General features: G+C 71.1%; 21 protein-coding genes and 1 pseudogene. 9 read left to right on the top strand and 13 right to left on the bottom strand.

All coding sequences use genetic code 11. From position 1 onward, the window contains the following. Window positions 1–122 precede the first annotated feature (122 nt). From whiA to uvrC, 4 genes are read right to left on the bottom strand one after another with little or no spacing between them, the layout of a single operon-like run. Window positions 123–1115 carry a DNA-binding protein WhiA gene (gene whiA, locus D9753_RS26950; RefSeq protein WP_121789354.1) on the bottom strand — a complete coding sequence of 331 codons (993 nt, stop codon included), beginning with the start codon at window positions 1113–1115 and terminating at the stop codon, window positions 123–125. Then, window positions 1106–2176, bottom strand: coding sequence for a gluconeogenesis factor YvcK family protein (locus tag D9753_RS26945; RefSeq protein WP_121789353.1), 1071 nt, complete (start codon window positions 2174–2176; stop codon window positions 1106–1108). Before D9753_RS26945 ends, whiA begins: the two co-directional genes overlap by 10 nt. Beyond that, window positions 2173–3189 (bottom strand): RNase adapter RapZ, encoded by a 1017-nt coding sequence (rapZ, locus tag D9753_RS26940; RefSeq protein ID WP_121789352.1) that lies wholly within the window; start codon window positions 3187–3189, stop codon window positions 2173–2175. The genes D9753_RS26945 and rapZ overlap by 4 nt, the downstream gene beginning before the upstream one ends. Beyond that, a complete protein-coding gene (gene uvrC, locus D9753_RS26935) occupies window positions 3186–5282 on the bottom strand; it encodes an excinuclease ABC subunit UvrC (protein ID WP_121789351.1) in 2097 nt (698 codons plus the stop codon). The genes rapZ and uvrC overlap by 4 nt, the downstream gene beginning before the upstream one ends. A gap of 422 nt (window positions 5283–5704) precedes the next feature. Between uvrC and D9753_RS26930 the strand changes: the two genes are divergently transcribed. After that, window positions 5705–6652, top strand: a complete 948-nt coding sequence (locus D9753_RS26930; protein ID WP_121789350.1) for a hypothetical protein — start codon at window positions 5705–5707, stop codon at window positions 6650–6652. 86 nt (window positions 6653–6738) lie between these two features. Here D9753_RS26930 and D9753_RS26925 read toward each other — a convergent pair whose 3' ends face one another. Beyond that, complete coding sequence (locus tag D9753_RS26925) at window positions 6739–7167, bottom strand: Rieske (2Fe-2S) protein (RefSeq protein WP_121789349.1); 429 nt, start codon at window positions 7165–7167, stop codon at window positions 6739–6741. 334 nt (window positions 7168–7501) lie between these two features. Between D9753_RS26925 and D9753_RS26920 the strand changes: the two genes are divergently transcribed. Further along, the gene (locus D9753_RS26920) at window positions 7502–8422 is read left to right on the top strand and encodes a carbohydrate kinase family protein (protein WP_121789348.1); all 921 of its coding nucleotides are present in this window, start codon (window positions 7502–7504) and stop codon (window positions 8420–8422) included. A 196-nt stretch (window positions 8423–8618) separates the two neighbouring features. On the opposite strand, the gene uvrA is transcribed toward D9753_RS26920, so the two are convergent. Then, on the bottom strand, window positions 8619–11645 hold the full coding sequence (gene uvrA / locus D9753_RS26915) for an excinuclease ABC subunit UvrA (RefSeq protein ID WP_121789347.1): 3027 nt from the start codon (window positions 11643–11645) through the stop codon (window positions 8619–8621). A 222-nt stretch (window positions 11646–11867) separates the two neighbouring features. Between uvrA and D9753_RS26910 the strand changes: the two genes are divergently transcribed. The 5 genes from D9753_RS26910 (at window position 11868) to D9753_RS26890 (ending at window position 16354) form a co-directional block, all read left to right on the top strand. Beyond that, window positions 11868–12554: a maleylpyruvate isomerase family mycothiol-dependent enzyme gene (locus D9753_RS26910; protein ID WP_121789346.1), complete on the top strand. Its 687-nt coding sequence runs from the start codon at window positions 11868–11870 to the stop codon at window positions 12552–12554. Window positions 12555–12598: 44 nt separating this feature from the next. Beyond that, the gene (locus D9753_RS26905) at window positions 12599–13255 is read left to right on the top strand and encodes an MBL fold metallo-hydrolase (protein ID WP_121789345.1); all 657 of its coding nucleotides are present in this window, start codon (window positions 12599–12601) and stop codon (window positions 13253–13255) included. A 462-nt stretch (window positions 13256–13717) separates the two neighbouring features. Continuing rightward, a complete protein-coding gene (locus D9753_RS26900) occupies window positions 13718–14602 on the top strand; it encodes an ABC transporter substrate-binding protein (protein WP_121789344.1) in 885 nt (294 codons plus the stop codon). 50 nt (window positions 14603–14652) lie between these two features. Beyond that, window positions 14653–15546 carry an amino acid ABC transporter permease gene (locus D9753_RS26895; RefSeq protein ID WP_394346815.1) on the top strand — a complete coding sequence of 298 codons (894 nt, stop codon included), beginning with the start codon at window positions 14653–14655 and terminating at the stop codon, window positions 15544–15546. A gap of 79 nt (window positions 15547–15625) precedes the next feature. Continuing rightward, a complete protein-coding gene (locus D9753_RS26890) occupies window positions 15626–16354 on the top strand; it encodes an amino acid ABC transporter ATP-binding protein (protein WP_121789342.1) in 729 nt (242 codons plus the stop codon). Window positions 16355–16369: 15 nt separating this feature from the next. On the opposite strand, the gene aroQ is transcribed toward D9753_RS26890, so the two are convergent. Continuing rightward, window positions 16370–16843, bottom strand: a complete 474-nt coding sequence (aroQ, locus tag D9753_RS26885) for a type II 3-dehydroquinate dehydratase (RefSeq protein ID WP_121789341.1) — start codon at window positions 16841–16843, stop codon at window positions 16370–16372. Window positions 16844–17021: 178 nt separating this feature from the next. On the opposite strand from aroQ, the gene D9753_RS26880 reads away from it, so the two are divergent. After that, entirely contained in the window at window positions 17022–18335 is a 1314-nt protein-coding gene (locus D9753_RS26880) for an MFS transporter (protein ID WP_240468294.1), read from the top strand. A 112-nt stretch (window positions 18336–18447) separates the two neighbouring features. On the opposite strand, the gene D9753_RS26875 is transcribed toward D9753_RS26880, so the two are convergent. From D9753_RS26875 to D9753_RS26850, 6 genes and pseudogenes are all read right to left on the bottom strand, one after another. After that, window positions 18448–19548 (bottom strand): calcium:proton antiporter, encoded by a 1101-nt coding sequence (locus D9753_RS26875; RefSeq protein ID WP_121789340.1) that lies wholly within the window; start codon window positions 19546–19548, stop codon window positions 18448–18450. Window positions 19549–19714: 166 nt separating this feature from the next. Further along, on the bottom strand, window positions 19715–20713 hold the full coding sequence (locus tag D9753_RS26870) for a TerC family protein (RefSeq protein WP_121789339.1): 999 nt from the start codon (window positions 20711–20713) through the stop codon (window positions 19715–19717). A 270-nt stretch (window positions 20714–20983) separates the two neighbouring features. Continuing rightward, a pseudogene (locus D9753_RS26865) lies at window positions 20984–21502 on the bottom strand (TerD family protein); the annotation flags it as partial. A 57-nt stretch (window positions 21503–21559) separates the two neighbouring features. Next, window positions 21560–22138: a TerD family protein gene (locus D9753_RS26860; RefSeq protein WP_121789338.1), complete on the bottom strand. Its 579-nt coding sequence runs from the start codon at window positions 22136–22138 to the stop codon at window positions 21560–21562. 160 nt (window positions 22139–22298) lie between these two features. Next, complete coding sequence (gene uvrB / locus D9753_RS26855) at window positions 22299–24446, bottom strand: excinuclease ABC subunit UvrB (RefSeq protein ID WP_121789337.1); 2148 nt, start codon at window positions 24444–24446, stop codon at window positions 22299–22301. Window positions 24447–24486: 40 nt separating this feature from the next. Continuing rightward, window positions 24487–25353 carry an MHYT domain-containing protein gene (locus D9753_RS26850; protein WP_121789336.1) on the bottom strand — a complete coding sequence of 289 codons (867 nt, stop codon included), beginning with the start codon at window positions 25351–25353 and terminating at the stop codon, window positions 24487–24489. A gap of 278 nt (window positions 25354–25631) precedes the next feature. Between D9753_RS26850 and D9753_RS26845 the strand changes: the two genes are divergently transcribed. Then, a complete protein-coding gene (locus D9753_RS26845; protein WP_121789335.1) occupies window positions 25632–26504 on the top strand; it encodes a glycerophosphodiester phosphodiesterase in 873 nt (290 codons plus the stop codon). Window positions 26505–26543: the final 39 nt, after the last annotated feature.

The raw sequence follows: 26543 nt of genomic DNA, 5'->3' as shown, positions 1-26543 counted from the left end.
ATGTCACTCCTTGATCGAGTCAAGAGCGCCTCACGGACACGCCGAGGGAGGCGGTGAACGAGCCCCGAACGGCCGGTGCCGAGGCTCCGACCGGTCCCCGGCACCCGCAGTGTGACGTATCGTCAGCCGACCAGGTTGTCCGCCAGCTCCTCGCTGAGGTTGGCGTCCGTGCCCGGGATGCCCAGGTCGGAGGCGCGCTTGTCGGCCATCGCCAGCAGGCGGCGGATCCGGCCCGCGACCGCGTCCTTCGTCAGGGGCGGGTCGGCGAGCGCGCCCAGCTCCTCCAGGGAGGCCTGCTTGTGCTCCATGCGCAGCCGTCCGGCGGCGGCGAGGTGCTCCGGCACCTCGTCCCCGAGGATCTCCAGGGCGCGCTGGACCCGGGCCCCGGCGGCCACCGCGGCGCGCGCCGAACGGCGCAGGTTGGCGTCGTCGAAGTTGGCGAGCCGGTTGGCGGTGGCCCGCACCTCCCGGCGCATCCGGCGCTCCTCCCAGGCCAGCACCGACTCGTGCGCGCCCAGACGGGTGAGCAGGGCGCCGATCGCGTCCCCGTCCCGGACGACCACCCGGTCCACACCGCGCACCTCGCGGGCCTTCGCGGCGATGGAAAGTCTGCGGGCCGCGCCGACCAGCGCAAGCGCGGCCTCCGGGCCCGGGCAGGTCACCTCCAGGGAGGAGGAGCGGCCGGGCTCGGTCAGCGAGCCGTGCGCCAGGAACGCCCCGCGCCAGGCCGCCTCCGCGTCACAGGTGGCCCCGGACACCACCTGCGGGGGCAGCCCGCGGATCGGACGGCCCCGGCGGCCGTCCACGAGGCCCGTCTGGCGGGCCAACTGGTCACCGCCCGCGACCACGCGCACCACGTACCGCGAGCCGCGGCGCAGCCCGCCGGGCGCCATCACGATCAGCTCGGAACTGTGGCCGAAGATCTCCAGGATGTCCCGCTTGAGCCGGCGCGCCGCCATCGCGGTATCCAGCTCCGCCTCGATCACGATGCGCCCGCTCACCAGATGGAGGCCGCCGGCGAACCGCAGAACGGCGGAGACCTCTGCCTTCCTGCAGCAGGTCCGGGTGACGGGGAGCCGGGAGATCTCGTCCTTCACCGCTGCCGTCATCGCCATGGGCCGATCCTCCTTCCATGCATCCGAAAAATACGGTCGTACGCGGCGGCCAACAGCTCCGGATCATGCCGGGGCGTTCCGTCGGTCCGGGCCACCGGCGCCAGCTCGACCGCGGCTCCCAGCCGCTTGGCGGCCTCGGTGAGCGATTCACGGTCGGGCACGGCGGCCTCGTCGGCCAGCACCACGTCCAGGGCGAGTTTAGGGGCGTGTCGGCCCAAAACCTCCAAATGACGCTGCGGTGAGAAGCCCTCGGTTTCTCCCGGCTGCGGCACGAGGTTCAGGGAGAGCACCCGGCGGGCCTTGGTCTCGGTGAGGGCGTCGAGCAGCTCGGGAACGAGCAGGTGCGGGATCACCGAGGAGAACCAGGAGCCGGGACCGAGGACCACCCAGTCCGCGTCCAGGACCGCCGCCACGGCCTCCGGCACGGCCGGCGGGTCGTGCGGCACCAGGTGCACCGACTGCACCTCGCCGGGCGTGAGGGCCACGGTCGCCTGCCCGCGGACCGTGTCCACGTCGTCCGGGCGCTGCGGATCGTGCCCCTTGACCAGGGCCTGCAGCTCCAGCGGCACGGCCGACATGGGCAGCACGCGCCCGTGCGCCCCGAGCAGCCTGCCGACCAGGTCCAGGGCCTGCACATGGTCGCCGAGCTGCTCCCACAGGGCGACGATCAGCAGGTTGCCGACCGCGTGGTCGTGCAGGTCGCCCCTGGAGTGGAAGCGGTGCTGGATGACCCGGGACCAGGTCTGGCCCCAGTCGTCGTCCCCGCACAGCGCGGCCAGCGCCTTGCGCAGGTCGCCGGGCGGCAGCACGCCCAGCTCGTCCCGGAGCCGTCCGCTGGAGCCGCCGTCGTCGGCCACGGTGACGACGGCGGTGAGATCGCCGGTGATCCGGCGCAGCGCCGTGAGCGACGCGGACAGGCCCATGCCGCCGCCGAGCGCGACCACCTTGGGCTGGGCGCCGCGCCGCCGGGGCCGGCCCCCACGGACCTCGGCCGGGCGGCCGGCACGGGCCTCGGGCACCCTGCGGCGCAGCCTGCCCAGCCGCGGTGTACGTCCTGTCATTCCCGTCCCATGTCCCGGTGCACGACCACCGTCTCCACGCCCTCGGCCGCGAGCCGCGCGGCGAGCTTCTCCGACATCGCGACCGAGCGGTGCTTGCCGCCGGTACAGCCGATGGCGATGGTCACATACCGCTTGCCCTCGCGGCGGTAGCCGGCCGCGATGAGCCGCAGCAGCTCGGCGTACCGGTCCAGGAACTCCTTCGCACCGGGCTGGTTGAAGACGTAGGCGGCGACCTCCTCGTTGACGCCGGTGTACGGGCGCAGCTCCGGGACCCAGTGCGGGTTGGGCAGGAACCGCATGTCCGCGACCAGGTCGGCGTCGACCGGCAGACCGTACTTGAAGCCGAAGGACATCACGGTGGCCCGCAGCTCGGGCTCCTCCTCTCCGGCGAACCGGGCGTCCATCTTGGCGCGCAGCTCGTGCACGTTCAGGCTGGAGGTGTCGATCACCAGATCGGCGTCGCCGCGCAGCTCGCGCAGCAGCTCCCGCTCGGCGGCGATGCCGTCCACGATGCGGCCGTCGCCCTGGAGGGGATGCGGCCGGCGCACCGACTCGAAGCGGCGCACGAGTGCCTCGTCGGAGGACTCCAGGAAGACGATCCTGCGGGTGACGCCCCGGGTGTCCAGGTCGGCGAGGGACTCGCGCAGGTTGTCGAAGAAGCGCCGGCCCCGGACGTCCACGACGACCGCGATCCGCGCCACGTTGCCCTGGGACCGGGCGCCCAGCTCCACCATGGTGGGGATCAGCGCGGGCGGGAGGTTGTCCACGACGAACCAGCCGAGGTCCTCCAGACACTTCGCGGCCGTGGATCTGCCCGCTCCGGACATGCCGGAGATGATCACCAGCTCGGGGATGGCCGCCTCGGGGGCCCCGGCTGTCTCGCTGCCCGTACTCACCTGTGCTCCGTTGTCCTCGCCCGCTCCCTGGCCGGCGTCCTGCCGGGCGACCTCGTCGCCCGTGTCGCTGTGCGTCTGTTCTCGCCGCGCTGTGGGCTGTGCCTCGTGCTCGGTCATGTCTCCTGCCCCCGTCGTCCGTCCGGGGGGCCCGTGGTCACGGGCTCCCCCGAGGAACCCCCCGTCGTGTCGGGTTCCTCGTCCTCAATAATCTCTCCGGTCGCCGTGTTCACGGCGGGTGCGGCCGGGACCGCCCGGGCGAGGGCCACGGCGATGGTCTCGGCCGTCTTCCGGCCTATCCCGGGCACTTCCTGGATCTGCTCGATGGTGGCGGACCGCAGTTTCTTCACCGAGCCGAAGTGCTTGATGAGCGCCTGCTTGCGGGTCTCGCCCAGCCCGGGCACGTCGTCCAGCGGGCCGGCCCGGAAGCGTTTGGCACGCTTGGTCCGCTGGTAGGTGATCGCGAACCGGTGGGCCTCGTCCCGGACCCGCTGGAGCAGGTAGAGACCCTCGCTGGTGCGGGGCAGGACCACCGGGTCGTCCTCGCCGGGCACCCAGACCTCTTCCAGGCGCTTGGCGAGCCCGCAGACCGCGATGTCGTCGATGCCCAGCTCGTCCAGGGCGCGCCGGGCCGCCGCGACCTGCGGCTGACCTCCGTCGACGACGACGAGTTGCGGCGGATACGCGAACTTCCTGGGACGCCCGTCGTCGTCCTTGAGGGAGTCGGTGACCACTTCCGGGCCGGCGAGCGCGCCGTCGCCGTCCGTGAGCACCTCCTCGGTGCCGGCGCCGTCGGCCCACTCCCCCGTCCGCTCCTTCTCGGCCAGGTAGCGCCGGAAGCGCCGGGTGATCACCTCGTGCATGGAGCGGACGTCGTCCTGGCCGGCGAAGCCCTTGATCTGGAAGCGGCGGTACTCGTTCTTGCGCTGGAGGCCGTCCTCGAACACGACCATGGAGGCCACCACGTCGTCGCCCTGGAGGTGCGAGATGTCGTAGCACTCGATGCGCAGCGGGGCGCTGTCCAGGTCGAGGGCCTCGGCGATCTCCTCCAGCGCACGCGAGCGGGTGGTCAGGTCGGAGGCGCGTTTCGTCTTGTGCAGGGCGAGGGACTGCTGGGCGTTGCGCTGCACGGTCTCCATGAGCGCCTTCTTGTCGCCGCGCTGCGGGATGCGCAGCGAGACGTTCGACCCGCGGCGGGCGGCCAGCCACTCCTGGACCGGCTCGACCGGCTCGGGCAGGGCCGGCACCAGCACCTCCTTGGGAACCGCGTCCCCGGTCTCCTCGCCGTAGAGCTGCTGGAGGGCGTGTTCGACCAGGGCGCCGGTGGTGACCTCCTCGACCTTGTCGGTCACCCAGCCGCGCTGGCCGCGGACCCGGCCGCCGCGTACGTGGAAGATCTGGACGGCCGCCTCCAGCTCGTCCTCGGCGACGGCGATGAGGTCGGCGTCGGTCGCGTCGGCGAGCACGACCGCGTTCTTCTCCATGGCCCTCTTCAGGGCCCCGATGTCGTCGCGCAGGCGGGCCGCCCGTTCGTACTCCATCTCCTCGGCCGCGTCCGTCATCTGCTTCTCCAGACGGCGGAGGTAGGTACCCGTGCGGCCGGTCATGAAGTCAGAGAACTCGTCGGCCAGGTCCCGGTGGTCCTCGGGGGTGATCCGGCCGACACAGGGGGCGGAGCACTTGTCGATGTAACCGAGCAGGCAGGGGCGGCCGGTACGGGCGGCGTTCTTGAAGACACCGGCCGAGCAGGTGCGCACCGGGAAGACCCGCAGCAGCAGGTCGACGGTGTCCCGGATCGCCCACGCGTGCGCGTACGGACCGAAGTACCGGACGCCCTTCTTCTTGTGACCGCGCATCACCTGCACGCGCGGGAACTGTTCGTTCATCGTCACCGCGAGGTACGGGTAGCTCTTGTCGTCGCGGTACTTGACGTTGAACCGGGGGTCGTACTCCTTGATCCAGGAGTACTCAAGCTGGAGCGCCTCCACCTCCGTGGACACCACGGTCCACTCCACGGACGCGGCGGTGGTCACCATCGTCCGGGTGCGCGGGTGCAGGTTCGCCAGGTCCTGGAAGTAGTTCGCCAGGCGCTGGCGCAGGCTCTTCGCCTTTCCGACGTAGATCACCCGGCGGTGCTCGTCACGGAACCTGTACACCCCGGGAGAGTCCGGGATGTCTCCCGGCCTGGGGCGGTAGCTGGAGGGATCGGCCATGTCTCACACCCTACTGGCGAGCACCGACACCGCGTCGCGCCTGTGGACGACGCCCGCCCCCCTGCGGCGCCCCGGGAGTGCGTCGGCGGCACCGCCGCCGCGATGTCCGCACCCCTGTCCGTGCGCCCTGTTCACCGGCCTCCTCACCAGCAATGCTCACCGGCGCGGCCCCCCGATGGCCCTCCCCCGCCGCCCCCGCCGCGAGATGGTGAGGTCCGGCCAGCCGTCCACTGCGGTCGGGCGCCAGGTGTTGTCGGGTCCTGGTCAACACGCTTCAATGCGGGGGAACTCGGGGCCGTGCACGCCTGCACACGGGCGCGGCGTGCCCGGCCACGGGCCCGCAGCGCCCACGGGGGTGGCCCGCGGACCCGCACAGACGGCCCGACCAGCCGGAGTGACACCTCACAGAAAGGCCCCTCGGCATGCGGCATGCCACAGAGCACGCGGACGTCCCCACCGCGGAACTCGACACGGCCCTGCGCGGCGGCCCCTTCCACGTGGCGCTGCGCGCCGCGATCGCCGCACGCGGACTGCCGCTCCAGCGCGTGCAGCACCATCTGTCCCGCCACGGAGTCAAGGTGGGCGTGACCAGCCTCAGCTACTGGCAGCAGGGCGCCCGCCGCCCACAGCGGCCCGAGTCGCTGCGCGCCGTACGAGCGCTGGAGGAGATACTCCAGCTCCCGGACGAGTCACTGATCCGGCTGCTCGCCGAGGTCGGCGAGCGCTCGACGGCCGGCCGTCCGGGGGGCCGCTCCTACCGCTCCCTGGTGGAGGCCTCGGACGTCCTGGACCGGCTCACGGCCGACCTTGGCTGGTCCGTGGACGGCGGGCTGCACACCCTGGGGCACCATGAATGCGTCCGGATCGGCGCCCGGCGCGAGCTGGCCGGCCGCGAGGCCCACCACATCGTGCGGGCCCACAGCGACGGCGTCGACCGCTTCGTCGCCGTCCACCACGGCGACCGGGGCTGCGATCCCCGCCGTATGACCGTGCGCGCCCTGGAGAACTGCCGCACCGGACGCCTGCGCTGGGACCAGGACACCGGCGTGCTGGTGGCCGAGCTGCTGTTCGACACCCGGCTGCGCTCCGGCGACACGTTCCTCTTCCGGTACGCCGTGGAGGACGGCACGGCCGGTACCGCTCGTGAGCATGTCCAGCGGTTCGGCTCTCCCGGTGGCCAGTACGCGCTCCAGGTGCGCTTCGATCCGGCCGCCCTGCCGGCCCGCTGCCACCGCTTCGCCCAGCACTCGCCGGCGGCTCCGCGCAGCGGCCGCCAGGACCTCGCCGTGACCGGCCTGCACCACTGTGCGCACGTGGTCGAGCCGCGCATCCGGCCGGGCATCGTGGGGATCGCCTGGGAGTGGGAGTGACGGACCCCTCCGGCCGCCTCTCCGCCCGCCACTTCGTGCGCGGCGACCGGTCCGGGCGGCCCGGGGTGACTTCGGGCAGCCCTCCGTCAGGTCGCCGGGCCGGCGATGATCCTGCCGTTCGCGGCCTTCACCTTCAGCTCGCCCAGGGGCTCGGTGGCCGGCGCCTGGACCACCTTGCCCGTCACGGCGTCGAACTCGCTGCCGTGGCAGGGGCAGACCAGAGTCGTCCCCCGCAGCTTGTTGATGGGGCACCCGCCGTGCGTGCAGATCGTGCTGTACGCCCTCAGCGTGCCGTTCCGGTCACGGCTGACCACCACGTTGTGGTCCTGGTAGAGCTGGGCGCCGCCGTTCACGACCTCGCTCTCGGCACCGAGATCGACCGGTGCGGTCGGGGTGGCCGCGGCAGACCCGCTCCCGCCCGGTGCCGAGCACGCGGCCAGGCCGAGCCCGGCGACCGGGGCGGCGGCGGCCCCTCGAAGGACGGTACGGCGGCTTGCCGAGGAGTGGGCGGGCATCTGGGGCTCCACAGGTCACGGGGTGTGCAGGGCGACGATACCCGGGGGTGGGGGCGCGCGGACCCGTGGGGCGGCAGGCGCTCACGTACCCGTTTACGCGGGGTGAGATGGTGAGATACCGTCCCGGTTCGGCCGGCCCGGGGCGCAGGCTGGGACGGCTCGGTCGGCGGCCCGGGTGCGCGGTTCGGTCCGGATTCACCTGTACCGGGGAACCGGCGGAGGGACCTGGCCGACTCGCGGCTCGGGCGGCGCAGGGACCGGGCCGCTCTCGGCTCGGGCGGCGCGGGGATCGGGGCCGCTCACTGTTCGGGTCCGCCAAGGAGGGAACCGCCTCATGATCGTCGTTGCCGGTGAGGCACTGATCGACCTCGTACCGCAGGGCCCCGGCGCCCTCGCGGTGCTGAGACCGGCGCTCGGCGGTGGCCCCTACAACACCGCCGTGGCCCTCGGGCGGCTCGGCTCCCGCACCGCCTTCTGCTCCCGGGCGTCGAACGACGCCTTCGGCGAGGCCCTGCTGGACGGGCTGCGGCGGGCCGGGGTCGACGTGTCCGGCGTACAGCGGGGGCCGGAGCCGACGACCCTCGCGGTGGCCACGGTCGACACCGCCGGCTCGGCGGCCTACTCCTTCTATGTCGACGGCACCGCCGACCGCCTGTTCTCCGGCCCGGTGACGCTGCCCGCCGGTACGCGCGCGGTGTCCTTCGGTACCTGTTCGCTCGCCCTGGAGCCGGGCGCGAGCGCCTACGAGGAGCTGATGCGTACCGCTGCGGGACAGGGGCTCTTCACCGCGCTCGACCCCAACATCCGGGTGGGGCTGATCCCGGACGCGGACGCCTACCGGGCGCGTTTCGAGAGCTGGCTGCCCTCGGTGACGCTGCTGAAGCTGTCCGCGGAGGATGCCGCGTGGCTCGGCGGCACCCCGCGCGAATGGCTGGCCGCGGGACCGGCGGCCGTGGTCGTCACCCGGGGCGGGGAGGGCCTGACCGTGTTCACCCGGGACGGCGGGGAGCACGCCGTGCCCGGTGAGAAGGTCGCCGTCGTGGACACGATCGGCGCCGGTGACACGGTGAACGCGGCCCTGCTGCACGGACTGGCCGTGCGGGACGCGCTGACGCCGGAGGCGCTCGCCTCCCTCGGGACGGAGGGCTGGACGCGGCTGCTGCGCTTCGCGGCCCGCGCGGCGGCGGTCACCTGCTCACGGGCGGGGGCCGAGCCGCCGTACGCGGCCGAGCTGGGCGGGCCGGCCGCGCTGTGAGCGGTCTGTTCTCCCTGTGCTGTTGACAAGGTACGGCCGGCCCTGCGGTGTACGGGGACCTGTCGGATCGCAGGACCGGGCTGGCTGTTGGTGGAACGAACGGCGCCCCGCGAGGAGTTCCCGCGGGGCGCCGGTTTCTGATGATGCGTCAGTCCGGGGCCGGAGGGCGTCCTGACCGCCTCCCGGTCCGGCCGGCTCAGGCCTTGCGGGTCCGCGTGGCCTTCTTCGCGGGCGTCGTCTTCTTCGCGGCCGGGGCGGTCTTCCCGACCGGGGTGCTATCGGCCTTGGCCGTCACCGTCTTCTTCGCCGGCGACTTGGCGGCGGCCGTCTTGCGGGCCGTCGTGGCCCGCGGCGCCTTGACCGGTTGCGCGTCGCTGACGCGGTCGGCGCCGAGGACCTCGCGCAGGAACTTGCCGGTGTGGCTGGCCGGAACACCGGCGACCTCCTCCGGCGTGCCCTCCGCGACCACCAGGCCACCACCGGCGCCGCCCTCCGGACCCATGTCCACGATCCAGTCGGCGGTCTTGATCACGTCGAGGTTGTGCTCGATGACGATGACCGTGTTGCCCTTGTCGACCAGCCCGCCGAGCACCGTGAGCAGCTTGCTGATGTCCTCGAAGTGCAGACCGGTGGTCGGCTCGTCCAGGACGTAGACCGTGCGCCCGGTGGACCGCTTCTGGAGTTCGCTGGCGAGCTTGACGCGCTGCGCCTCACCACCGGAGAGAGTGGTGGCGGCCTGGCCGAGGCGGACGTAGCCGAGGCCGACGTCGTTCAGCGTCCTCAGGTGACGGGAGATCGCCGGGACCGCCTCGAAGAAGTTCATGGCCTCCTCGATCGGCATGTTCAGCACCTCGGCGATGGACTTGCCCTTGTAGTGGACCTCCAGGGTCTCCCGGTTGTACCGGGCGCCGTGGCAGACCTCGCACGGGACGTAGACGTCCGGCAGGAAGTTCATCTCGATCTTGATGGTGCCGTCGCCCGAGCAGTTCTCGCAGCGGCCGCCCTTGACGTTGAAGGAGAAGCGTCCCGGCAGGTAGCCGCGGACCTTCGCCTCGGTGGTCTCGGCGAACAGCTTGCGGATGTGGTCGAAGACGCCGGTGTACGTCGCCGGGTTGGACCGCGGGGTGCGGCCGATCGGCGACTGGTCGACGTGCACGACCTTGTCGACCAGGTCGTCGCCCGCCACGCGCGTGTGACGGCCGGGAACGGTCCGGGCGCCGTTCAGCTCGCGGGCCAGGTGCGTGTACAGGATGTCGTTGACCAGCGTCGACTTGCCGGATCCGGAGACGCCGGTGACGGCCGTGAAGACACCGAGCGGGAAGGAGACGTCGATGTCCTGCAGGTTGTTCTCGCGGGCACCGTGCACGGTGAGCTGCCGGGACGGGTCGAGCGGGCGGCGCACGTCCGGGAGCGGGATCGACTTGCGGCCCGAGAGGTACGCGCCGGTCTGCGACTCGGTGTTGGCGAGCAGTTCCTTCACGGAGCCGCTGTGCACGACCTTGCCGCCGTGCTCGCCGGCGCCGGGGCCGATGTCCACGATCCAGTCGGCGACCTTGATGGTGTCCTCGTCGTGCTCGACGACGATGAGCGTGTTGCCCATGTCACGCAACCGGACGAGGGTCTCGATCAGCCGGTGGTTGTCGCGCTGGTGCAGGCCGATGGAGGGCTCGTCCAGGACGTAGAGGACGCCGACGAGGCCGGAGCCGATCTGGGTGGCCAGGCGGATGCGCTGGGCCTCGCCGCCCGAGAGTGTGCCGGCCGCGCGGTTGAGCGAGAGGTAGTCCAGGCCGACGTCGACCAGGAAGCGCAGCCGCTCGTTCACCTCCTTCAGGACCCGCTCGGCGATCTTCTTGTCGCGGGCGCTGAGCTTCAGTTCGCCCAGGAAGTCGGCGCAGTCGCTGATCGACATCGCGGCGATCTCGGCGATCGACCTGCCCATGATCGTGACCGCGAGGACGATCGGCTTCAGACGCGTGCCCTCGCACGTGGGGCAGGGCACCTCGCGCATGTAGCCCTCGAAGCGCTCGCGACTGGCGTCGCTCTCGGCCTCGCTGTGCCGGCGCTTCACGAACGGCACCGCGCCCTCGAAGGGGGTCGTGTAGACGCGCTCGCGGCCGTACCGGTTGCGGTACCGCACCTCGATCTGTGTCTTGTGGCCCTGGAGCAGAGCCTTCTTGGCGCGCTGCGGCAGACCGGCGAAGGGGATGTCCGTGCGGAAGCCGAGGGCGTCCGCGAGGGCGCCGATCAGGCGGCTGAAGTAGTCCTTGGTGTGCCCGTGCGACCAGGGGTGGATGGCACCCTCGTCCAGCGACTTGTCGGGGTCCGGGACGATCAGCTCGGGGTCGACCTCCATGCGCGTGCCGATGCCGGTGCACTCGGGGCAGGCGCCGAAGGGCGAGTTGAAGGAGAAGGAGCGGGGCTCCAGCTCCTCGAAGGAGAGGTCGTCGTACGGACAGTAGAGGTGCTCCGAGTACATGCGCTCGCGCTCGGGGTCGTCCTCGGGGAGGTCCACGAAGTCGAGCACGACCATGCCGCCGGACAGGCCGAGGGCGGTCTCCACCGAGTCGGTGAGACGGCGCTTGGCGGAGTCCTTCACCGTCAGGCGGTCCACGACCACCTCGATGGTGTGCTTCTCCTGCTTCTTCAGGACCGGCGGCTCGGAGAGCTGGACGGTCTGGCCGTCGACGCGCGCGCGGGAATAGCCCTTGGTCTGGAGGTCGGCGAAGAGGTCGACGAACTCGCCCTTGCGCTCGCGCACCAGCGGGGACAGCACCTGGAAGCGGCTCCCCTCCGGGAGCTCCAGGACCCTGTCCACGATCGCCTGCGGCGACTGGCGGGAGATCGGGCGACCGCACTCGGGGCAGTGCGGCTTGCCGATGCGCGCGAAGAGCAGACGCAGGTAGTCGTAGACCTCGGTGATCGTGCCGACCGTCGAGCGGGGGTTGCGGGAGGTCGACTTCTGGTCGATGGAGACCGCCGGGGAGAGGCCCTCGATGAAGTCGACGTCGGGCTTGTCCATCTGCCCGAGGAACTGCCGTGCGTACGAGGAGAGCGACTCCACGTAACGGCGCTGGCCCTCGGCGAAGATGGTGTCGAAGGCCAGGGAGGACTTGCCCGACCCGGACAGGCCCGTGAAGACGATGAGCGAGTCACGAGGCAGGTCGAGCGACACGTTTTTCAGGTTGTGCTCGCGCGCGCCACGGACGATGAGACGGTCGGCCACGCCGGTCCGCACCTTTCTAGAGAAGTGACAGGGGCGGGGCCCCCGAGCTTCTTCAGACTAGGGGGAGCCACTGACAACGCCGGTCGGATTGCCCGGTTGCATAACAACCCCCGACCCTCCAGCATGCCCGACGCCACCTTCGACGATATAGCACGTGCTTTCGATTTGCGGGCGAGGTTCCTCACCTTCACCCGAAGGTGTGGCCGCACTAGGGTCAGCACCATGATTGATCACGCTCATGACCTGGCACGTGTACGTGACGCGACCGACCGGCTCCTCGCCGCGGTCGCCGAACTGGACAACGCGTCACTCGCCCTGCCGTCACGGCTACCCGGCTGGAGCCGCGGGCATGTGCTCGCCCACCTCGCCCGCAACGCCGACGCGCTCGTGAACGTCCTGGAAGGGCGTCCCATGTACGCGAGCGCCGAGCAGCGCGACGCCGACATCGAGCGCGACGCCCCGCGCCCCGTGGCCGTCCAGCTCACCGACGTCCGGGAGAGTGCGGCCCGCTTCCAGGCGGCCGGGGACACGCCGGCGGACTGGACGCGCACCGTCGAACTGCGCAACGGGGTGACCGACTCGGCGGCCCGGATCCCGTTCCGGCGATGGGCGGAGGTGGACCTGCACCACGTCGACCTCGGGACCGGGTACGAGCTGGAGCACCTCCCGGCGGAGTTCCTGGAGCGGGAGACCGGCTTCCTCGCACAGCGGTTCGCCGGGCACCCCGACGTCCCCGCGACCCGGATCACGGACGGCTCGCGCGCGTGGAGCACCGGCCGTGAGGCGGACGTGCCCGAGATCACCGTCACCGGACGGCCGGCCGATCTGCTGGGCTGGCTCGCCGGGCGCCGCGACGGGGCGGCGCTGGAGGTGGAGGGCGGCGCGCTGCCGAAGCTGCCCCCGCTGTAGGACGACAGCGTCCGGCGGGTCTCCCCCGCTATAGGCTGGCCGCCATGACGTACTCCGGAGAGGTCAAGGTCGGCGGACCGGCGGACGTGCACGAGCTGAAGGACCTGATGATCACCAAGATCGCGGTCGGCCCGATGGACAACAACGCCTATCTGCTGCGCTGCCGGGCCACCGACGAGCAGCTTCTGATCGATGCCGCCAACGAGGCGGAGAGGCTCCTGTCCATGATCGGTGACGACGGCATCGCGTCCGTCGTCACCACACATCAGCACGGCGACCACTGGCAGGCGCTCGCCGGGGTCGTCGCCGGCACGGGCGCGCGCACGTATGCCGGCCGCGACGACGCCCCCGGCATCCCGGTGCCCACCGATGTCCTCGTCGACGACGGCGACGTCATCCGGGTGGGCCAGGTGCAGCTCACCGCGCGTCACCTGGTCGGGCACACCCCCGGTTCCATCGCGTTGATCTACGACGACCCGCACGGCCACCCGCACGTCTTCACCGGCGACTGCCTCTTCCCCGGCGGGGTCGGCAACACGCGCAAGGATCCGCAGGCGTTCGCCAGCCTGATCCACGACGTGGAGACGAAGATCTTCGGCGCACTGCCGGACGAGACGTGGGTCTACCCCGGGCACGGCGACGACACCACGCTGGGCACGGAACGGCCGCACCTGCCGGAGTGGCACGCGCGCGGGTGGTGAGCGGCGCGCGCCGGGCCTCACAGCGGCGCGCCTCGCTGTGAGCGCCCGGCGAGGGGGCGCCTCACCGATATGGTGCGCCGGAACCCGTACGCGCGAGGACGCGGCCCGGGCCGGCGTGCTCACCCTGCCTTCACGCGGGGCGTGCGCCCTGCTCGTACGCCCCGCGCGCGGCACGTACCCCGCGCCCCGTGTGAACATTTCGCGCGCACCGGGCGCGCATGCGCGCTCCCCCGGAGCGGTGTGAGGCGGTCAACTGGGGACAGCACCGCGCAGGATGACGGCTCCTGAGCGGCAAGGGCCGCCGGTCTTCACCCCGCCCTCGGCCGGCGGCCCGGGCTCCGGAACGCGCGCGTGGGTGGCTGTCTTCCCCTGCGTTCACACGGCCGCAACACCCGTTCCCAGTATGCGGACAACCACCGCGGTGACCTGGACATACGCGTCGTTCGCTGCCACTCTCCGGCCATGCATCCTGCTCATCGCCCCCTGCGCCGCGCGGTGGCCGCCGCGACCATAGCTCTGCTCGCCACCGCCGTCGGCTGCGCTCCGCAACCCGAGGACAGCGCGTCGGCGGCCCCGTCCGGGCCGGCCGCCAAGAGCTGCGCGAAGGGCGGGCTCGCCACCAAGACGTCGGGCAAGCTGACGGTGGCGACGGACGAACCGGCGTACGAGCCCTGGTTCAAGGACGGCAAGCCCGCCGACGGCAAGGGCTACGAGTCGGCGGTCGCCTACGCCGTGGCGAAGCGACTGGGCTACGACAGGAGCGCGGTCGTCTGGCAGAGCGTGCCGTTCAACAAGGCGTTCGCGCCGGGCGTGAAGACCTTCGACTTCGACATCAACCAGGTGTCGATCAGCGCCGAGCGCAAGAAGGCCGTGGACTTCTCCTCCGGCTACTACGACGTGCGTCAGGCCGTCATCGCGCTGAAGGACGGCAAGGCCGCCGGGGCGACGGACATCGCGGACCTGAAGAAGCTCAAGCTGGGCGCCCAGGTGGGCACCACGAGCCTCGACTACATCACCGACGTGGTGAAGCCGACCCGGGAGCCCGCCGTCTACGCCAAGAACGACCAGGCCAAGTCCGCGCTGCGGAACGGGCAGGTGGACGCCGTCGTCACCGACCTGCCGACCGCGTTCTACATCACCGCGGCCGAGGTGACGGAGGCGAAGATCGTCGGCCAGTTCGAGAACCAGGGCGGCGCGCCCGAGCAGTTCGGGCTCGTGCTGGACAAGGGCAGCGCGCTGACCCCGTGCGTGACCCGCGCCGTCGACGCCCTGCGCAAGGACGGCACGCTGGCCCGGATCGAGAAGCAGTGGCTCTCGGACGCCGTCGACGCCCCGGTGCTCAAGTGACGGTCACCCGGGGCGAGCCGGCCCGGGAGGGGGCGGACGACAAGAGCGGCATGGCCGCCCCCGAAGGCGGCGCAACCGGTGAGGGCGCTTCCGGTGACGGCTACGTGCCCTCCGAGCGGCGGCTGGCGCGCGAGCGTTACCAGCGCGCGCGTGCCCACCGCGCCACGGCCGTCGCGGCCCTCTCGACGCTCGTCACGGCCGCCGTGCTGTATCTGGTCGTCGTCGGCGCGCCGGGGTGGCAGCGCACCAAGGAGACCTTCTTCAGCGCGCACTACGCGCGCGAGGCGCTCCCGAAGGTTCTCGAGGGTCTGTGGCTGAACGTCCGTCTGCTGTTGATCTGCGGTGTGGCCGTCCTCGTCCTCGGCATGCTGATCGCCGTCGCCCGGACCCTGCGCGGCCCGGTCTTCTTCCCGCTCCGGGTGCTGGCGGCGGCGTACACCGACTTCTTCCGCGGCCTTCCGCTCATCATCAACCTGATGATCGTGGTCCTGGGCGTCCCCGCGCTGCGGCTCCAGGGCGTGACGGTCGATCCGGTACTGCTCGGCGGTACCGCGCTGACCCTGACGTACTCGGCGTACGTGGCGGAGGTCTTCCGGGCCGGCATCGAGTCCGTCCACCCCTCGCAGCGCGCGGCGGCCCGCTCGCTGGGCCTCACCAACCGGCAGGCGCTGCGCCACGTCGTCCTGCCGCAGGCGGTGCGCCGACAGGTGCCGCCGCTGCTCAACGACCTCGTGTCGCTGCAGAAGGACACCGGCCTGGTCTCGATCGGCGGCGCGGTGGACGCCGTCCGCGCGGCCGACATCATCGTGGGCCGCAGTCTGAACTACACGCCGTACATCGTCGCGGGGCTGGTGTTCGTGGCGCTGACCATCCCGATGACCCGTTTCACGGACTGGGTGACGGCCAGGATGGACAGGCGACGGGCTCAGGGAGGATCCCTGTGAATACCTGGGGAGGACCCCTGTGAGCACCACTGCGAGCACCACTGCGAGCGCCCCGGGGAGCAGCGCGCCCGTCCTGCGGATGGAGTCCGTCCGCAAGACCTTCGGCGGTTCGGTCGTCCTGCGGGACGTCGGCCTCGAGGTCGCCGCGCACACCGTGACCGCGCTGATCGGCGCCTCCGGCTCGGGCAAGTCCACGCTGCTGCGCTGCGCCAACCTCCTGGAGGAGATCGACGACGGCGCGATCTGGCTGGACGGCGAGGAGATCACCGACCCGCGTGCCGACCGGGACGCGGTGCGCCGCCGTATCGGCGTGGTCTTCCAGGCCTACAACCTCTTCCCGCACATGACCGTGCTCGACAACATCACCCTCGCGCCGCGCCGGGTGCACGGCGCCTCCCGGCAGGAGGCCGAGGAGAGGGCCAGGGGGCTGCTGGAGCGCCTGGGCCTGGCCGGCAAGGCGGACGCCTACCCGGACCGGCTCAGCGGCGGCCAGCAGCAGCGTGTGGCGATCGTGCGGGCTCTGGCCGTACGACCCCGGCTTCTGCTGCTGGACGAGGTCACGGCCGCCCTCGACCCCGAACTCGTGGGCGAGGTGCTGGAGGTGGTGCGCGACCTGAAGGACGACGGCATGACCATGGTGCTGGCGACGCACGAGATGGGGTTCGCGCGGGACGTCGCCGATCAGGTGTGCTTCCTCGACGGCGGGGTGGTGCTGGAACGAGGCACGGCCGAGCAGGTCTTCGGCGACCCGCAGCAGGAACGCACCCGGCGCTTCCTGCGGCGGATCGTGGAGGCGGGCCGGCTGTAGCGCTCCCGCGCGGGCCTACGCGTCCGCCCGCGCCGCCCCCAGCAGGGCCGCGACCCGCTCCACGCCGAACACGTAGCCCTGCACCCCGCAGCCGGCGATGACGCCGTCCGCGCGCAGCGACACGTAGGAGTGGTGCCGGAACGCCTCGCGCCGGTGGATGTTGGAGATGTGCACCTCCAGGACGGGCATGCCGTCGCAGGTGTTCAACGCGTCCAGGATCGCCACCGACGTGTGCGAGTACGCCCCGGGGTTGATGACGATCCCGCAGTGGGCGAGCCGTGCCTCGTGGATCCAGTCGACCAGCTCGCCCTCGTGGTTGGACTGCCGGAAGTCCACCGTACCGCCGTGCGCGGCCGCCGCCTCGGCGCACCGCGCCTCCACGTCGGCCAGCGTGTCCCTGCCGTAGATCTCGGGCTGGCGCTGGCCGAGCAGGTTCAGGTTGGGCCCGTTGAGAATCATGATCGGGGCGTTGGCCAGGGTGCGGGGCACGGTTCCTCCGGGTCCGTTCGGGGCGGTGCGTCGGCGACCGCTGCTCGCCCCCGGTCTATCACGGTGGCCGGAGCGGACAAGGAGCCGTGCGCGCCGGTCACCACGGCGCGTGCCCCGGCCCCGCGCGGCGCTTCCGCACGCCCCGTGACTCCTGATCGTTCCGGGCGGTTGACGCGGTATGCACGAGGTACGCCGCGTCAGCACACCGTCCATGCCGCGGCTCGCCGCCGCCTCACTCGCCGGGACGGCGATCGAGTTCTACGACTTCTTCGTCTACGGCACCGCCGCCGCGCTGGTCCTGGGGCCGCTGTTCTTCCCGACGTTCTCGCCGGTCGCGGGGACGCTGGCGGCGTTCGGGACGTTCGGGGTGGGGTTCGTGGCCCGGCCGCTGGGAGCGGCGGTCTTCGGGCATCTCGGGGACCGGCGCGGACGGCGGCCCGTGCTCGTCGCCGCCCTGCTGCTCACCGGCGCCTCGACGGTCGCGGTCGGCTGTGTGCCGTCGTACGGGACGATCGGTGTCGCCGCGCCCGTGCTGCTGCTCGTCCTGCGCTTCCTGCAGGGGCTGGGGCTCGGCGGGGAGTGGGGCGGGGCGGTGCTGCTGACGGCCGAGCACGCGCCCGCCGGACGGCGTGCCCTGTGGTCGAGTTTTCCCCAGGTGGGCCCGGCCCTCGGCTTCGTACTGGCCAACGGGATCATGCTCGCGCTGTCGGCGTCGCTGTCCACCGCGGAGTTCGCGCGGTGGGGGTGGCGCGTGCCGTTCTGGGCGGCCGGAGCGCTGGCGCTGGCCGGTCTGTGGCTGCGTTCGTCGCTCACGGAGAGTCCGCGGTTCCTGGAGATCGACGACCACGCGCGCGTGCCGCTCGTGGAGGTCGTACGGCATCACGGGCGGCTGGTGCTGCTGACGGCCGGGGCGCTGGCCGCCGGGTACGCGGTGTTCTACACGGTGACGACCTGGTCGCTGGCCTACGCCACGGAGCGGCTCGGCGTGAGCCGCCCGGTCATGCTGACGTGCGTCATGGCCGCGGTACTCGTGATGGGCGCGCTCACCCCTCTCGCGGCCCTGCTCGGTGACCGCTACGGGCGTCGGCCGATGTGTATGTCGGGGTGCGCGGCCAGCGTTCTGTGGATGCTTCCGATGGTCGCGCTGCTGGCGACCGGCGAGCCGCTGCTGATGTTCCTGGGCATCCTGGGCGCCCTGCTCGCCTTCGTCACCATGTTCGCGGTGATCGCCGCCTACCTGCCGGAACTCTTCGAGCCGCGGGTGCGCTGCACGGGCGCCGCCCTGGGCTACAACCTCGGCGGGGTGCTCGGCGGCGCACTCACCCCCCTCGTGGCCACGGCACTCGCGGAGCGGGGCGGGCGTGTCCCCTGGGGGGTGGGCGCATATCCGAGCGGTATCGCCCTGCTCAGCCTGGCGTGCTTCGCACTGCTGCCGGAGACCCGGCCGGTGCCGGTGGCGGCGGATCCGGTGACGGAACCGCTGACGGGTTGACCGGACGCACCCCGGGCGCTCGCGGGGCCCGGCGTGGGGGCGGGACCAGGCGTGGTGGCGGGCTCGGTGACGGCGGGTCGGGGGTGATGGCGGCCTCGGGGGTGATGGCGGCCTACGGATTGATCGCCAGCTCCAGGTAGGCCGCGAAGAGCACCAGGTGCACGCCGCCCTGAAGGGGGGTGGCCCGGCCCGGCACCACGGTCAGGGAACTGACGACCACGGTCAGCGCGAGCAGCAGCATGTGGGTCGAGCCGAGGCCGAGGACGAGCGGCCCGGACAGCCAGACGGAGGCGAGCGCCACGGCTGGGATGGTCAGGCCGATGCTGGCCATCGCGGAGCCGAGCGCCAGGTTGAGGCTGGTCTGCACCCGGTCACGGCGGGCGGAGCGCAGCGCGGCGATGGTCTCGGGCAGCAGGACGAGCAGCGCGATGATCACACCGACGACGGCAGGAGGAAGGCCCGCCGCCGCCACACCGGACTCGATGGTGGGTGACACTCCCTTCGCCAGGCCGACCACGCCGACCAGCGCCAGCCCGAGCAGCGCGAGGCTGCTCCAGGCGGTGCGTGCGGACGGAGGGCCGGCGTGGTCGTCCGCGGCGATGACCTCGCCCTGGTGGGTGATGGGCAGGAAGTAGTCGCGGTGGCGCACGGTCTGGGTGGCCACGAACAGCCCGTACAGGATCAGTGACGACACCGCGGCGAACGTCAGCTGGACCGTGGAGAACTCGGGTCCGGGCTTGCTGGTCGTGAAGGTCGGCAGCACCAGACTGAGCGTGGCCAGCGTCGCCACGGTCGCCAGCGCCGCGCCCGTGCCCTCCGGGTTGAAGACCGCCGTGCCGTGCCGCAGTGAGGCGACGAGCAGACAGATCCCGACGATGCCGTTGCAGGTGATCATCACGGCGGCGAAGACAGTGTCGCGGGCCAGGGTGGAACTCTTGTCACCGCCGTCGGCCATGAGGGTGACGATCAGGGCCACTTCGATGATCGTGACCGCGATGGCGAGCACCAGCGAGCCGAAGGGCTCACCCACCCGGTGGGCGACCACCTCGGCGTGGTGCACCGCCGCCAGGACCGCGCCGGCGAGAACCAGGGTCACCAGTGCGACCATCGCGCCGGGCAGGTTCCGACCCCAGGTGAAGACCAGGAGGAAGATCGCGAGCACCGGCACGAGGATCGTCCACTGCCGGGTGAGCGACCGCCACCGAGTGATCATGCGGCGATGCTCGCAGAGGCTTACAGAGTTCGCATTCCGTTCTTTTCGGATACCTCTCATCCTTTCCGGTGCGGGGCCCGGTGCCGGCGGGCCCCGTCCACCGGGCCCCGCCGGCACCGGCCGGACCACCGCGTCGCACCGGGACCCCGCGGAGCCGTCGGTGCGGTCAGGCGTCGGCGTTCTCCTTCGGAGTGCCTCCGTCCACGCGCGCCTCTTCCACGGCCGCCTGCTTCCGCGAGGCCATCAGGCTGGTGATCGTGGTGACGGCGAGGACGGCGCAGATCACGCCGAGCGAGACCGGGATGCTGATCTCCGGCACGTGCACACCGGACTCGTGCAGGGCGTGCAGCACCAGCTTGATCCCGATGAAGCCGAGGATGATCGACAGTCCGTACGACAGGTGGACCAGCTTCCTGAGCAGTCCGCCGATGAGGAAGTACAGCTGACGCAGACCCATCAGGGCGAAGGCGTTGGCGGTGAAGACGATGTACGGGTCCTGGGTCAGGCCGAAGATCGCGGGGATGGAGTCCAGGGCGAACAGCACGTCGGTGGTGCCGATGGCGAGCATCACGACCAGCATCGGGGTCATGACGCGCTTGCCGTTCTGCTGGATCCACAGCTTGGTGCCGTGGTACCGGTCGGCCACGCCGAACCTGCGCTCCGCGGCCTTCAGCAGCTTGTTCTCCTCGAACTCCTCGTCCCCCTGGTCCGCTCGGGCCTCCTGGATGAGCTTCCAGGCGGTCCAGATCAGGAAGGCGCCGAAGAGGTAGAACACCCAGGAGAAGCTGCCGAGGATCGCGGCTCCCGCGGCGATGAAGACGGCCCGCAGGACCAGGGCTATGAGCACGCCGACGAGCAGCACGCGCTGCTGGTACTGAGTGGGCACCGCGAACTTCGCCATGATCAGGACGAAGACGAAGAGGTTGTCGACGCTCAGCGACTTCTCGGTGATGAAGCCCGCGAAGAACTCGCCGGCCGGTTGTCCGCCGCCGAAGACGAGGAGACCGAGGCCGAACAGGCCGGCCAGGGCGACCCAGACGACGGTCCAGACACCCGCTTCCTTGACCGACACCTCATGGGGCTTGCGCCCGATGAGGAAGTCGACGGCGATCAGGGCGGCCAGGCCCACGATGGTGAGGACCCACAGGGTCAGGGTGACTTGCACTGCACCTCCGGCATTACGTAACGGCAAATACGTCAGCGTCGTCGCTGCCGGAGGTCTCTTCCACCCGCGTTGGGCCGGCGCCCCGGGACCGGAACCGGTCCGTATTGACGGGTGCGCCGCAGTCAGGGAGTACTCCCCTCCGCACGGAAAACACTACCTCAATGACCAAGGAATGGTAAAGAGCAAAGTAAAGATAGATCCAAAATGGCTGCTCAGAGGCCCTTTACTCATACTTGGGCAGAGCTCCGGCCACCCGCGCGAGCACCTCGCCGCGAGGTCGTCGGCGGCGCTCAGCCCCTGGTCGGCGAGGAGCGCGGGGAGGCCGCCGGCATGGCCCTGTCCCATCACCCGCACCTTCCAGACACCCTGTCTGCGGTACAGCTCCACGGCGGTCACCGCCGCCTCGGCGTCCAGACCCGTGAGGGTGTACGAGACGAGTTCGGTGCCGTCCGGGCCGCTGACCGTGGTGTGCGGGGCGGGGGCGGCACCGAAGCGGAGCGACCCCGTGGTTCCGGTGGGCAGGGCGAGGAACACCCCGAGGCGGTGCACGGCCTCGGGCAGGGCGGCCAGGTCGACGGCCAGGCGATGCTCGGCGGCGGCCTGCCGGGACACCTCGACGCCGGGCAGTGCGGGGGTGCCGGGGTGGGCCACCCACTGGGGGCCGCGCACGATGCCCCGCTCGTCGCCGAGTGTGGCTCCGGCCAGGACCGGCACCCCGGCCGAGATCCGGATCTCCAGCCGTACCCGGGACAGCGGGTGGTTCTGGCCGCGCACCAGCTCGGCCGTCATCGCCGTCGCCCCCTGTGTCGTGGTGTCCCGCGTGTCGCGCCCGAAGGCCGGCCGAACCTACAGATGCGGCAGGATCGCCGGCATCAGGTCCTGGAAGGTGCGGCCGCTGGCCGGGGCGCCGATGGCGGTCATCGTCCAGCCGGAGCCGGCACGGTGCACCTTGGCCATGATCTGGGCGGTGTAGTCGCCGCCGCCGGCCAAGGTGTAGCGGGCGAGTTCCTGGCCGTTGGTCTCGTCCACGAGGCGGCAGAACGCGTTCTGCACCTCCTGGAAGGTCTGGCCGGTGAAGGAGTTCACCGTGAAGACGATCTGGTCGACGTGGACCGGGACGCGCTGGAGGTCCACCAGGATCGCCTCGTCGTCCCCGCCCTGGCCGGCGCCGCCGACGCGGTTGTCACCGGTGTGGCGCACCGAACCGTCGTCGCTCACCAGGTGGCGGAAGAAGACGACGTCCTTGGGCTCACCGCCGGCGAAGAGGACCGCCGAGGCGTCCAGGTCGATCTCGCGGGTGCGGGAGCCGAACAGGCCGCGCCGCTTCGCCGCCTGCCAGCCGAGGCCCATACGGACCGCTGCCAGGGTGCCCCCGTCCTTCTTCTCCAGGCTGATGGCCTGACCCTTGGACAAGTTCACGGACACGGCTGATTCCCCTCTCGACAGTCCCCTGTTGCCGCGCCATGGTGCCGCGCGGTTGTCAGAACCCTACGCAGGGGCGGCGACGGCGCCGAACCCCGAACTGCGCTTTGTGTCGGTGTTGCAACACTTGGCGCAACAGCGACGTCCGGCACGGTCGCGGAGGTCAGGCGAGGCCGGCTTCCCGCATCTGCCGCAGTTCCTTCTTCATCTCGGAGACCTCGTCGCGCAGCCGGGCCGCGATCTCGAACTGCAGTTCCGCGGCGGCGGCGCGCATACGTTCGGTCATCTCCTCGATCTGTCCGGCGAGTTCGGCCGCCGGCCGGTCCGTCGGCACCGTCCTGCCCTTGGCCGCCTTGGCGTTCTTGCCGGCCTTCGCGCCCCTGGCCGCCTTGTCACCGAGCGAGGGGACGGGGGCCTTGGCGGCCTTGCCGTCCTTCGCCGCGCGGTAACCGGAGCCGAGGAGCTGTTCGGTGTCGACCTCCTCGCGGGCGATCTGCGCGACGATGTCGTTGATCTTCTTCCGCAGCGGCTGCGGGTCGATGCCTCTGGCCTTGTTGTAGGCGACCTGCTTCTCCCGGCGGCGGTTCGTCTCGTCGATGGCCTTCTCCATCGCCGGGGTGATCTTGTCGGCGTACATGTGGACCTGGCCGGAGACGTTACGCGCGGCGCGGCCGATCGTCTGGATCAGTGAGGTGCCCGAGCGGAGGAAGCCCTCCTTGTCGGCGTCCAGGATCGCCACGAGGGACACCTCGGGCAGGTCGAGGCCCTCACGGAGCAGGTTGATGCCGACCAGGACGTCGTACTCACCGGCGCGCAGCTCGCGCAGCAGTTCCACGCGGCGCAGGGTGTCGACGTCGCTGTGCAGATAGCGGACCTGGATGCCGAGTTCCAGGAAGTAGTCGGTGAGGTCCTCGGCCATCTTCTTGGTCAGCGTGGTGACGAGGATCCGCTCGTCCTTCTCGGTGCGCTTGCGGATCTCGTGCACCAGGTCGTCGATCTGGCCCTCGGTGGGCTTGACCACGACCTCGGGGTCGACCAGGCCGGTGGGGCGGATGATCTGCTCGACGACGCCGTCCGAGCGGGACAGCTCGTAGGTGCCCGGGGTGGCCGACAGATAGACGGTCTGCCCGATGCGCTCCTGGAACTCCTCCCACTTCAGGGGGCGGTTGTCCAGGGCCGAGGGCAGGCGGAAGCCGTGGTCCACGAGGGTGCGCTTACGGGACGCGTCGCCCTCGTACATCGCGCCGATCTGCGGGACGGTGACGTGCGACTCGTCGATGACGAGCAGGAAGTCGTCCGGAAAGTAGTCCAGCAGGGTGTTGGGCGGGGAGCCGGGCAGGCGGCCGTCGAAGTGCATCGAGTAGTTCTCCACGCCGGAGCAGGTGCCGATCTGGCGGAGCATCTCGAGGTCGTACGTGGTGCGCATCCGCAGGCGCTGGGCCTCCAGGAGCTTGCCCTGCTTCTCCATCTCGGCGAGGCGCTCCCCCAGCTCCTTCTCGATGTCGTTGACGGCCCGCTCCATGCGCTCGGGGCCGGCGACGTAGTGGGAGGCGGGGAAGACGTACAGGTGCTGGTCGTCGCTGATGATCTCGCCGGTGAGCGGGTGGAGCGTGGAGAGCGCCTCGATCTCGTCACCGAACATCTCGATGCGGACGGCCAGCTCCTCGTAGACCGGGAAGATCTCGATGGTGTCGCCGCGGACCCGGAAGGTGCCGCGGGTGAAGGCCATGTCGTTGCGGGTGTACTGGATGTCGACGAAGCGGCGCAGCAGCTCGTCCCGGTCGACCTCGTCGCCGATCCTGAGCGGGACCATGCGGTCCACGTACTCCTGGGGGGTGCCGAGGCCGTAGATGCAGGACACCGACGCGACCACGATGACGTCACGGCGGGTCAGCAGTGAGTTGGTGGCCGAGTGGCGCAGGCGCTCGACCTCCTCGTTGATCGAGGAATCCTTCTCGATGTAGGTGTCCGACTGGGGGACGTAGGCCTCGGGCTGGTAGTAGTCGTAGTACGAGACGAAGTACTCGACGGCGTTGTTCGGGAGCAGCTCGCGGAACTCGTTGGCCAGCTGGGCGGCGAGCGTCTTGTTCGGCGCCATCACGAGCGTGGGGCGCTGGAGCTTCTCGATCATCCACGCGGTGGTGGCGGACTTGCCGGTGCCGGTCGCGCCCAGGAGGACGACGTCCTTCTCACCGGCCTCGATGCGCTTGGCCAGGTCGGCGATGGCCGCCGGCTGGTCGCCGCTGGGCTGGTAGGAGCTGACGACCTCGAAAGGCGCCACCGTGCGTTCGATGTGGGAAACGGGCCGCATGTCATCCACCGTACGGCCCCCCACTGACAATGGGCCCCGGTCAGCGGTTCTGCGGGGTGGGATGGCCGTGGTGCTCGGGTCGGTGGCCCCCGTGGAGGGCGGGCCGGCGGTCCGCGTGGGAGGGGACGGCGGCGGCCGGCACGCCGGGCTTGTGCTCGACGGGCGTCCAGTCGGGGCGGCTCGTGACCATCAGCGGATCGAAGATCACGACCACGCCCGCGAGGAGCAGGAAGGCGAGCGGGCCGATCAGCATCGGCGCGAGCACGGACGCCTCCGGCGCGCCTCCGGTGGCGTGGGAGACGCTGTCGAGGTGAACGCCGAGGGCGGCCATCCCGGTGTAGTGCATGCCGCTGACCGCGAGTCCCATGACCAGGCTCGCGCCCACGCTCCACAGGAAGCCCCGGACGCGGCCGGCGGCCCACAGGGCACTGGTGGCGGCGACTACCGCTATGACGACGGAGGCGGCGACGGTGAACGTGTTGTAGGTGAACCGGCCGTGGAAGCGGACACCCGCCATGCCGAGGTAGTGCATGGAGGCGACGCCCAGACCGGTGATCGTTCCGCCGGTGAACAGCGGGGTACCGGTGGCGCCCCGGTAGCCGACGATGAAGATCCCGATACCGACCATGACGATGGCGAGACCGAGACTCGCGTAGGTGATCGGCCCGTCGTAGTGGATGGGGGCCCCATGGATGGAGAAGCCCATCATGGCGACGAAGTGCATGGTCCATATGCCCGAGCCGATCGCGGCCGAGCCGAGGGCCAGCCAGGCGGGCCGCCTGGAGTGCGTGACCAGCAGGGATCTGGTGGTGCAGCGCAGGCCGAGGGCGCTGCCGAGGCAGGCCATCAGGTAGGCCACCAACGGGGTCACGGCCCCGTAGCTGAATCCGTCGACCGTGCCTTGCATCGCGGCTGCCCTTCCGCCTTCTTACGTCCCGGAATGTTAGAAAATGCGCCCCCGTCCCAGGACCGCGCGGCGGTCAGGGTTGTCGCAGAGAGTATGACCCCCACCGGAATGGTCGAACGACTTCGCGGCAAAGAAACACGGCGTTGCCGCACTTGTGCGGCACTGGTCAGGGGTGGAGGAGATCCCCGTTCGGTCTGTGGTCATCGTGCGCCCGGGTGTTGTCCACGCTGTGCTGTCAGTCTGGTGCTGTCGGTATTCGCTCGACGCGAGGAGTACACATGTACGCGCGCGTGGTCGCCGCCACCGTCGCCACGGTCCTGGGCACGGGCACGGCCCTGCTGAGCCCCACCTCCGACGCCCGGGCGGGCGAGAACGGCCCACCCACGGTGATCGCCCACCGGGGCGCCTCCGCCTACGCCCCCGAGAACACGCTGGCCTCCGTCGACAAGGCCGCCGAGCTGGGCTTCTCCTGGGTCGAGAACGACGTCCAGCGCACCAAGGACGGCGTACTGATCGTCCTTCACGACGACGGTCTGGAACGCACCACGGACGTCGAGCAGGTCTTTCCCGGCCGCGCGCCGTGGAAGGTGAAGGACTTCACCGCCGCCGAGATCGCCAGGCTGGACGCGGGCAGCTGGTTCTCCCCCGCGTACGTCGGCACGCGCGTGCCGACCCTGACGGAGTACATGCGGCGGTTGGAGCACAACCACGAGAAGCTGCTCCTGGAGATCAAGAATCCGGAGTTGTACCCGGGGCTCGAACAGCAGACCCTGAAGCTCCTCGCCAACGTGGGCTGGCTGGACGACCGGCATCTGGGGCGGCTGATCGTGCAGAGTTTCAGCGCCGACAGCGTGCGGACCGTGCACGAGCTGAAGCCGGCGGTCACCACCGCCTACCTGGGTAGGCCCGCCGTGTCGGACCTGCCCCGGTTCGCGGACTTCGTCGATCTGGTGAATCCCTCGTACGACTCGCTCTCCCTGGGCTACGTCTCGGCCGCGCACGCCATCGACGGGCCGCACGGCAGGCCGCTCGGGCTGTTCGCCTGGACGGTGAACGACGCGGCCACCGCACGCCGGGTCGCCGGCTACGGCGTCGACGGGATCATCAGCAACAAGCCAGACGTGGTGCGGGCGGCGCTGGCCTCGGACTGAGCGGAGGGCGTTGTCAGTGGCGGGTCGTACCGTGGGCGC

Origin of the sequence: Streptomyces dangxiongensis, from assembly GCF_003675325.1 — a bacterium.
Classification (GTDB): Bacteria; Actinomycetota; Actinomycetes; order Streptomycetales; family Streptomycetaceae; genus Streptomyces; species Streptomyces dangxiongensis.
Note: the sequence above shows the minus strand (reverse complement) of the source record. Positions and strands in the feature narration are given on the sequence as shown.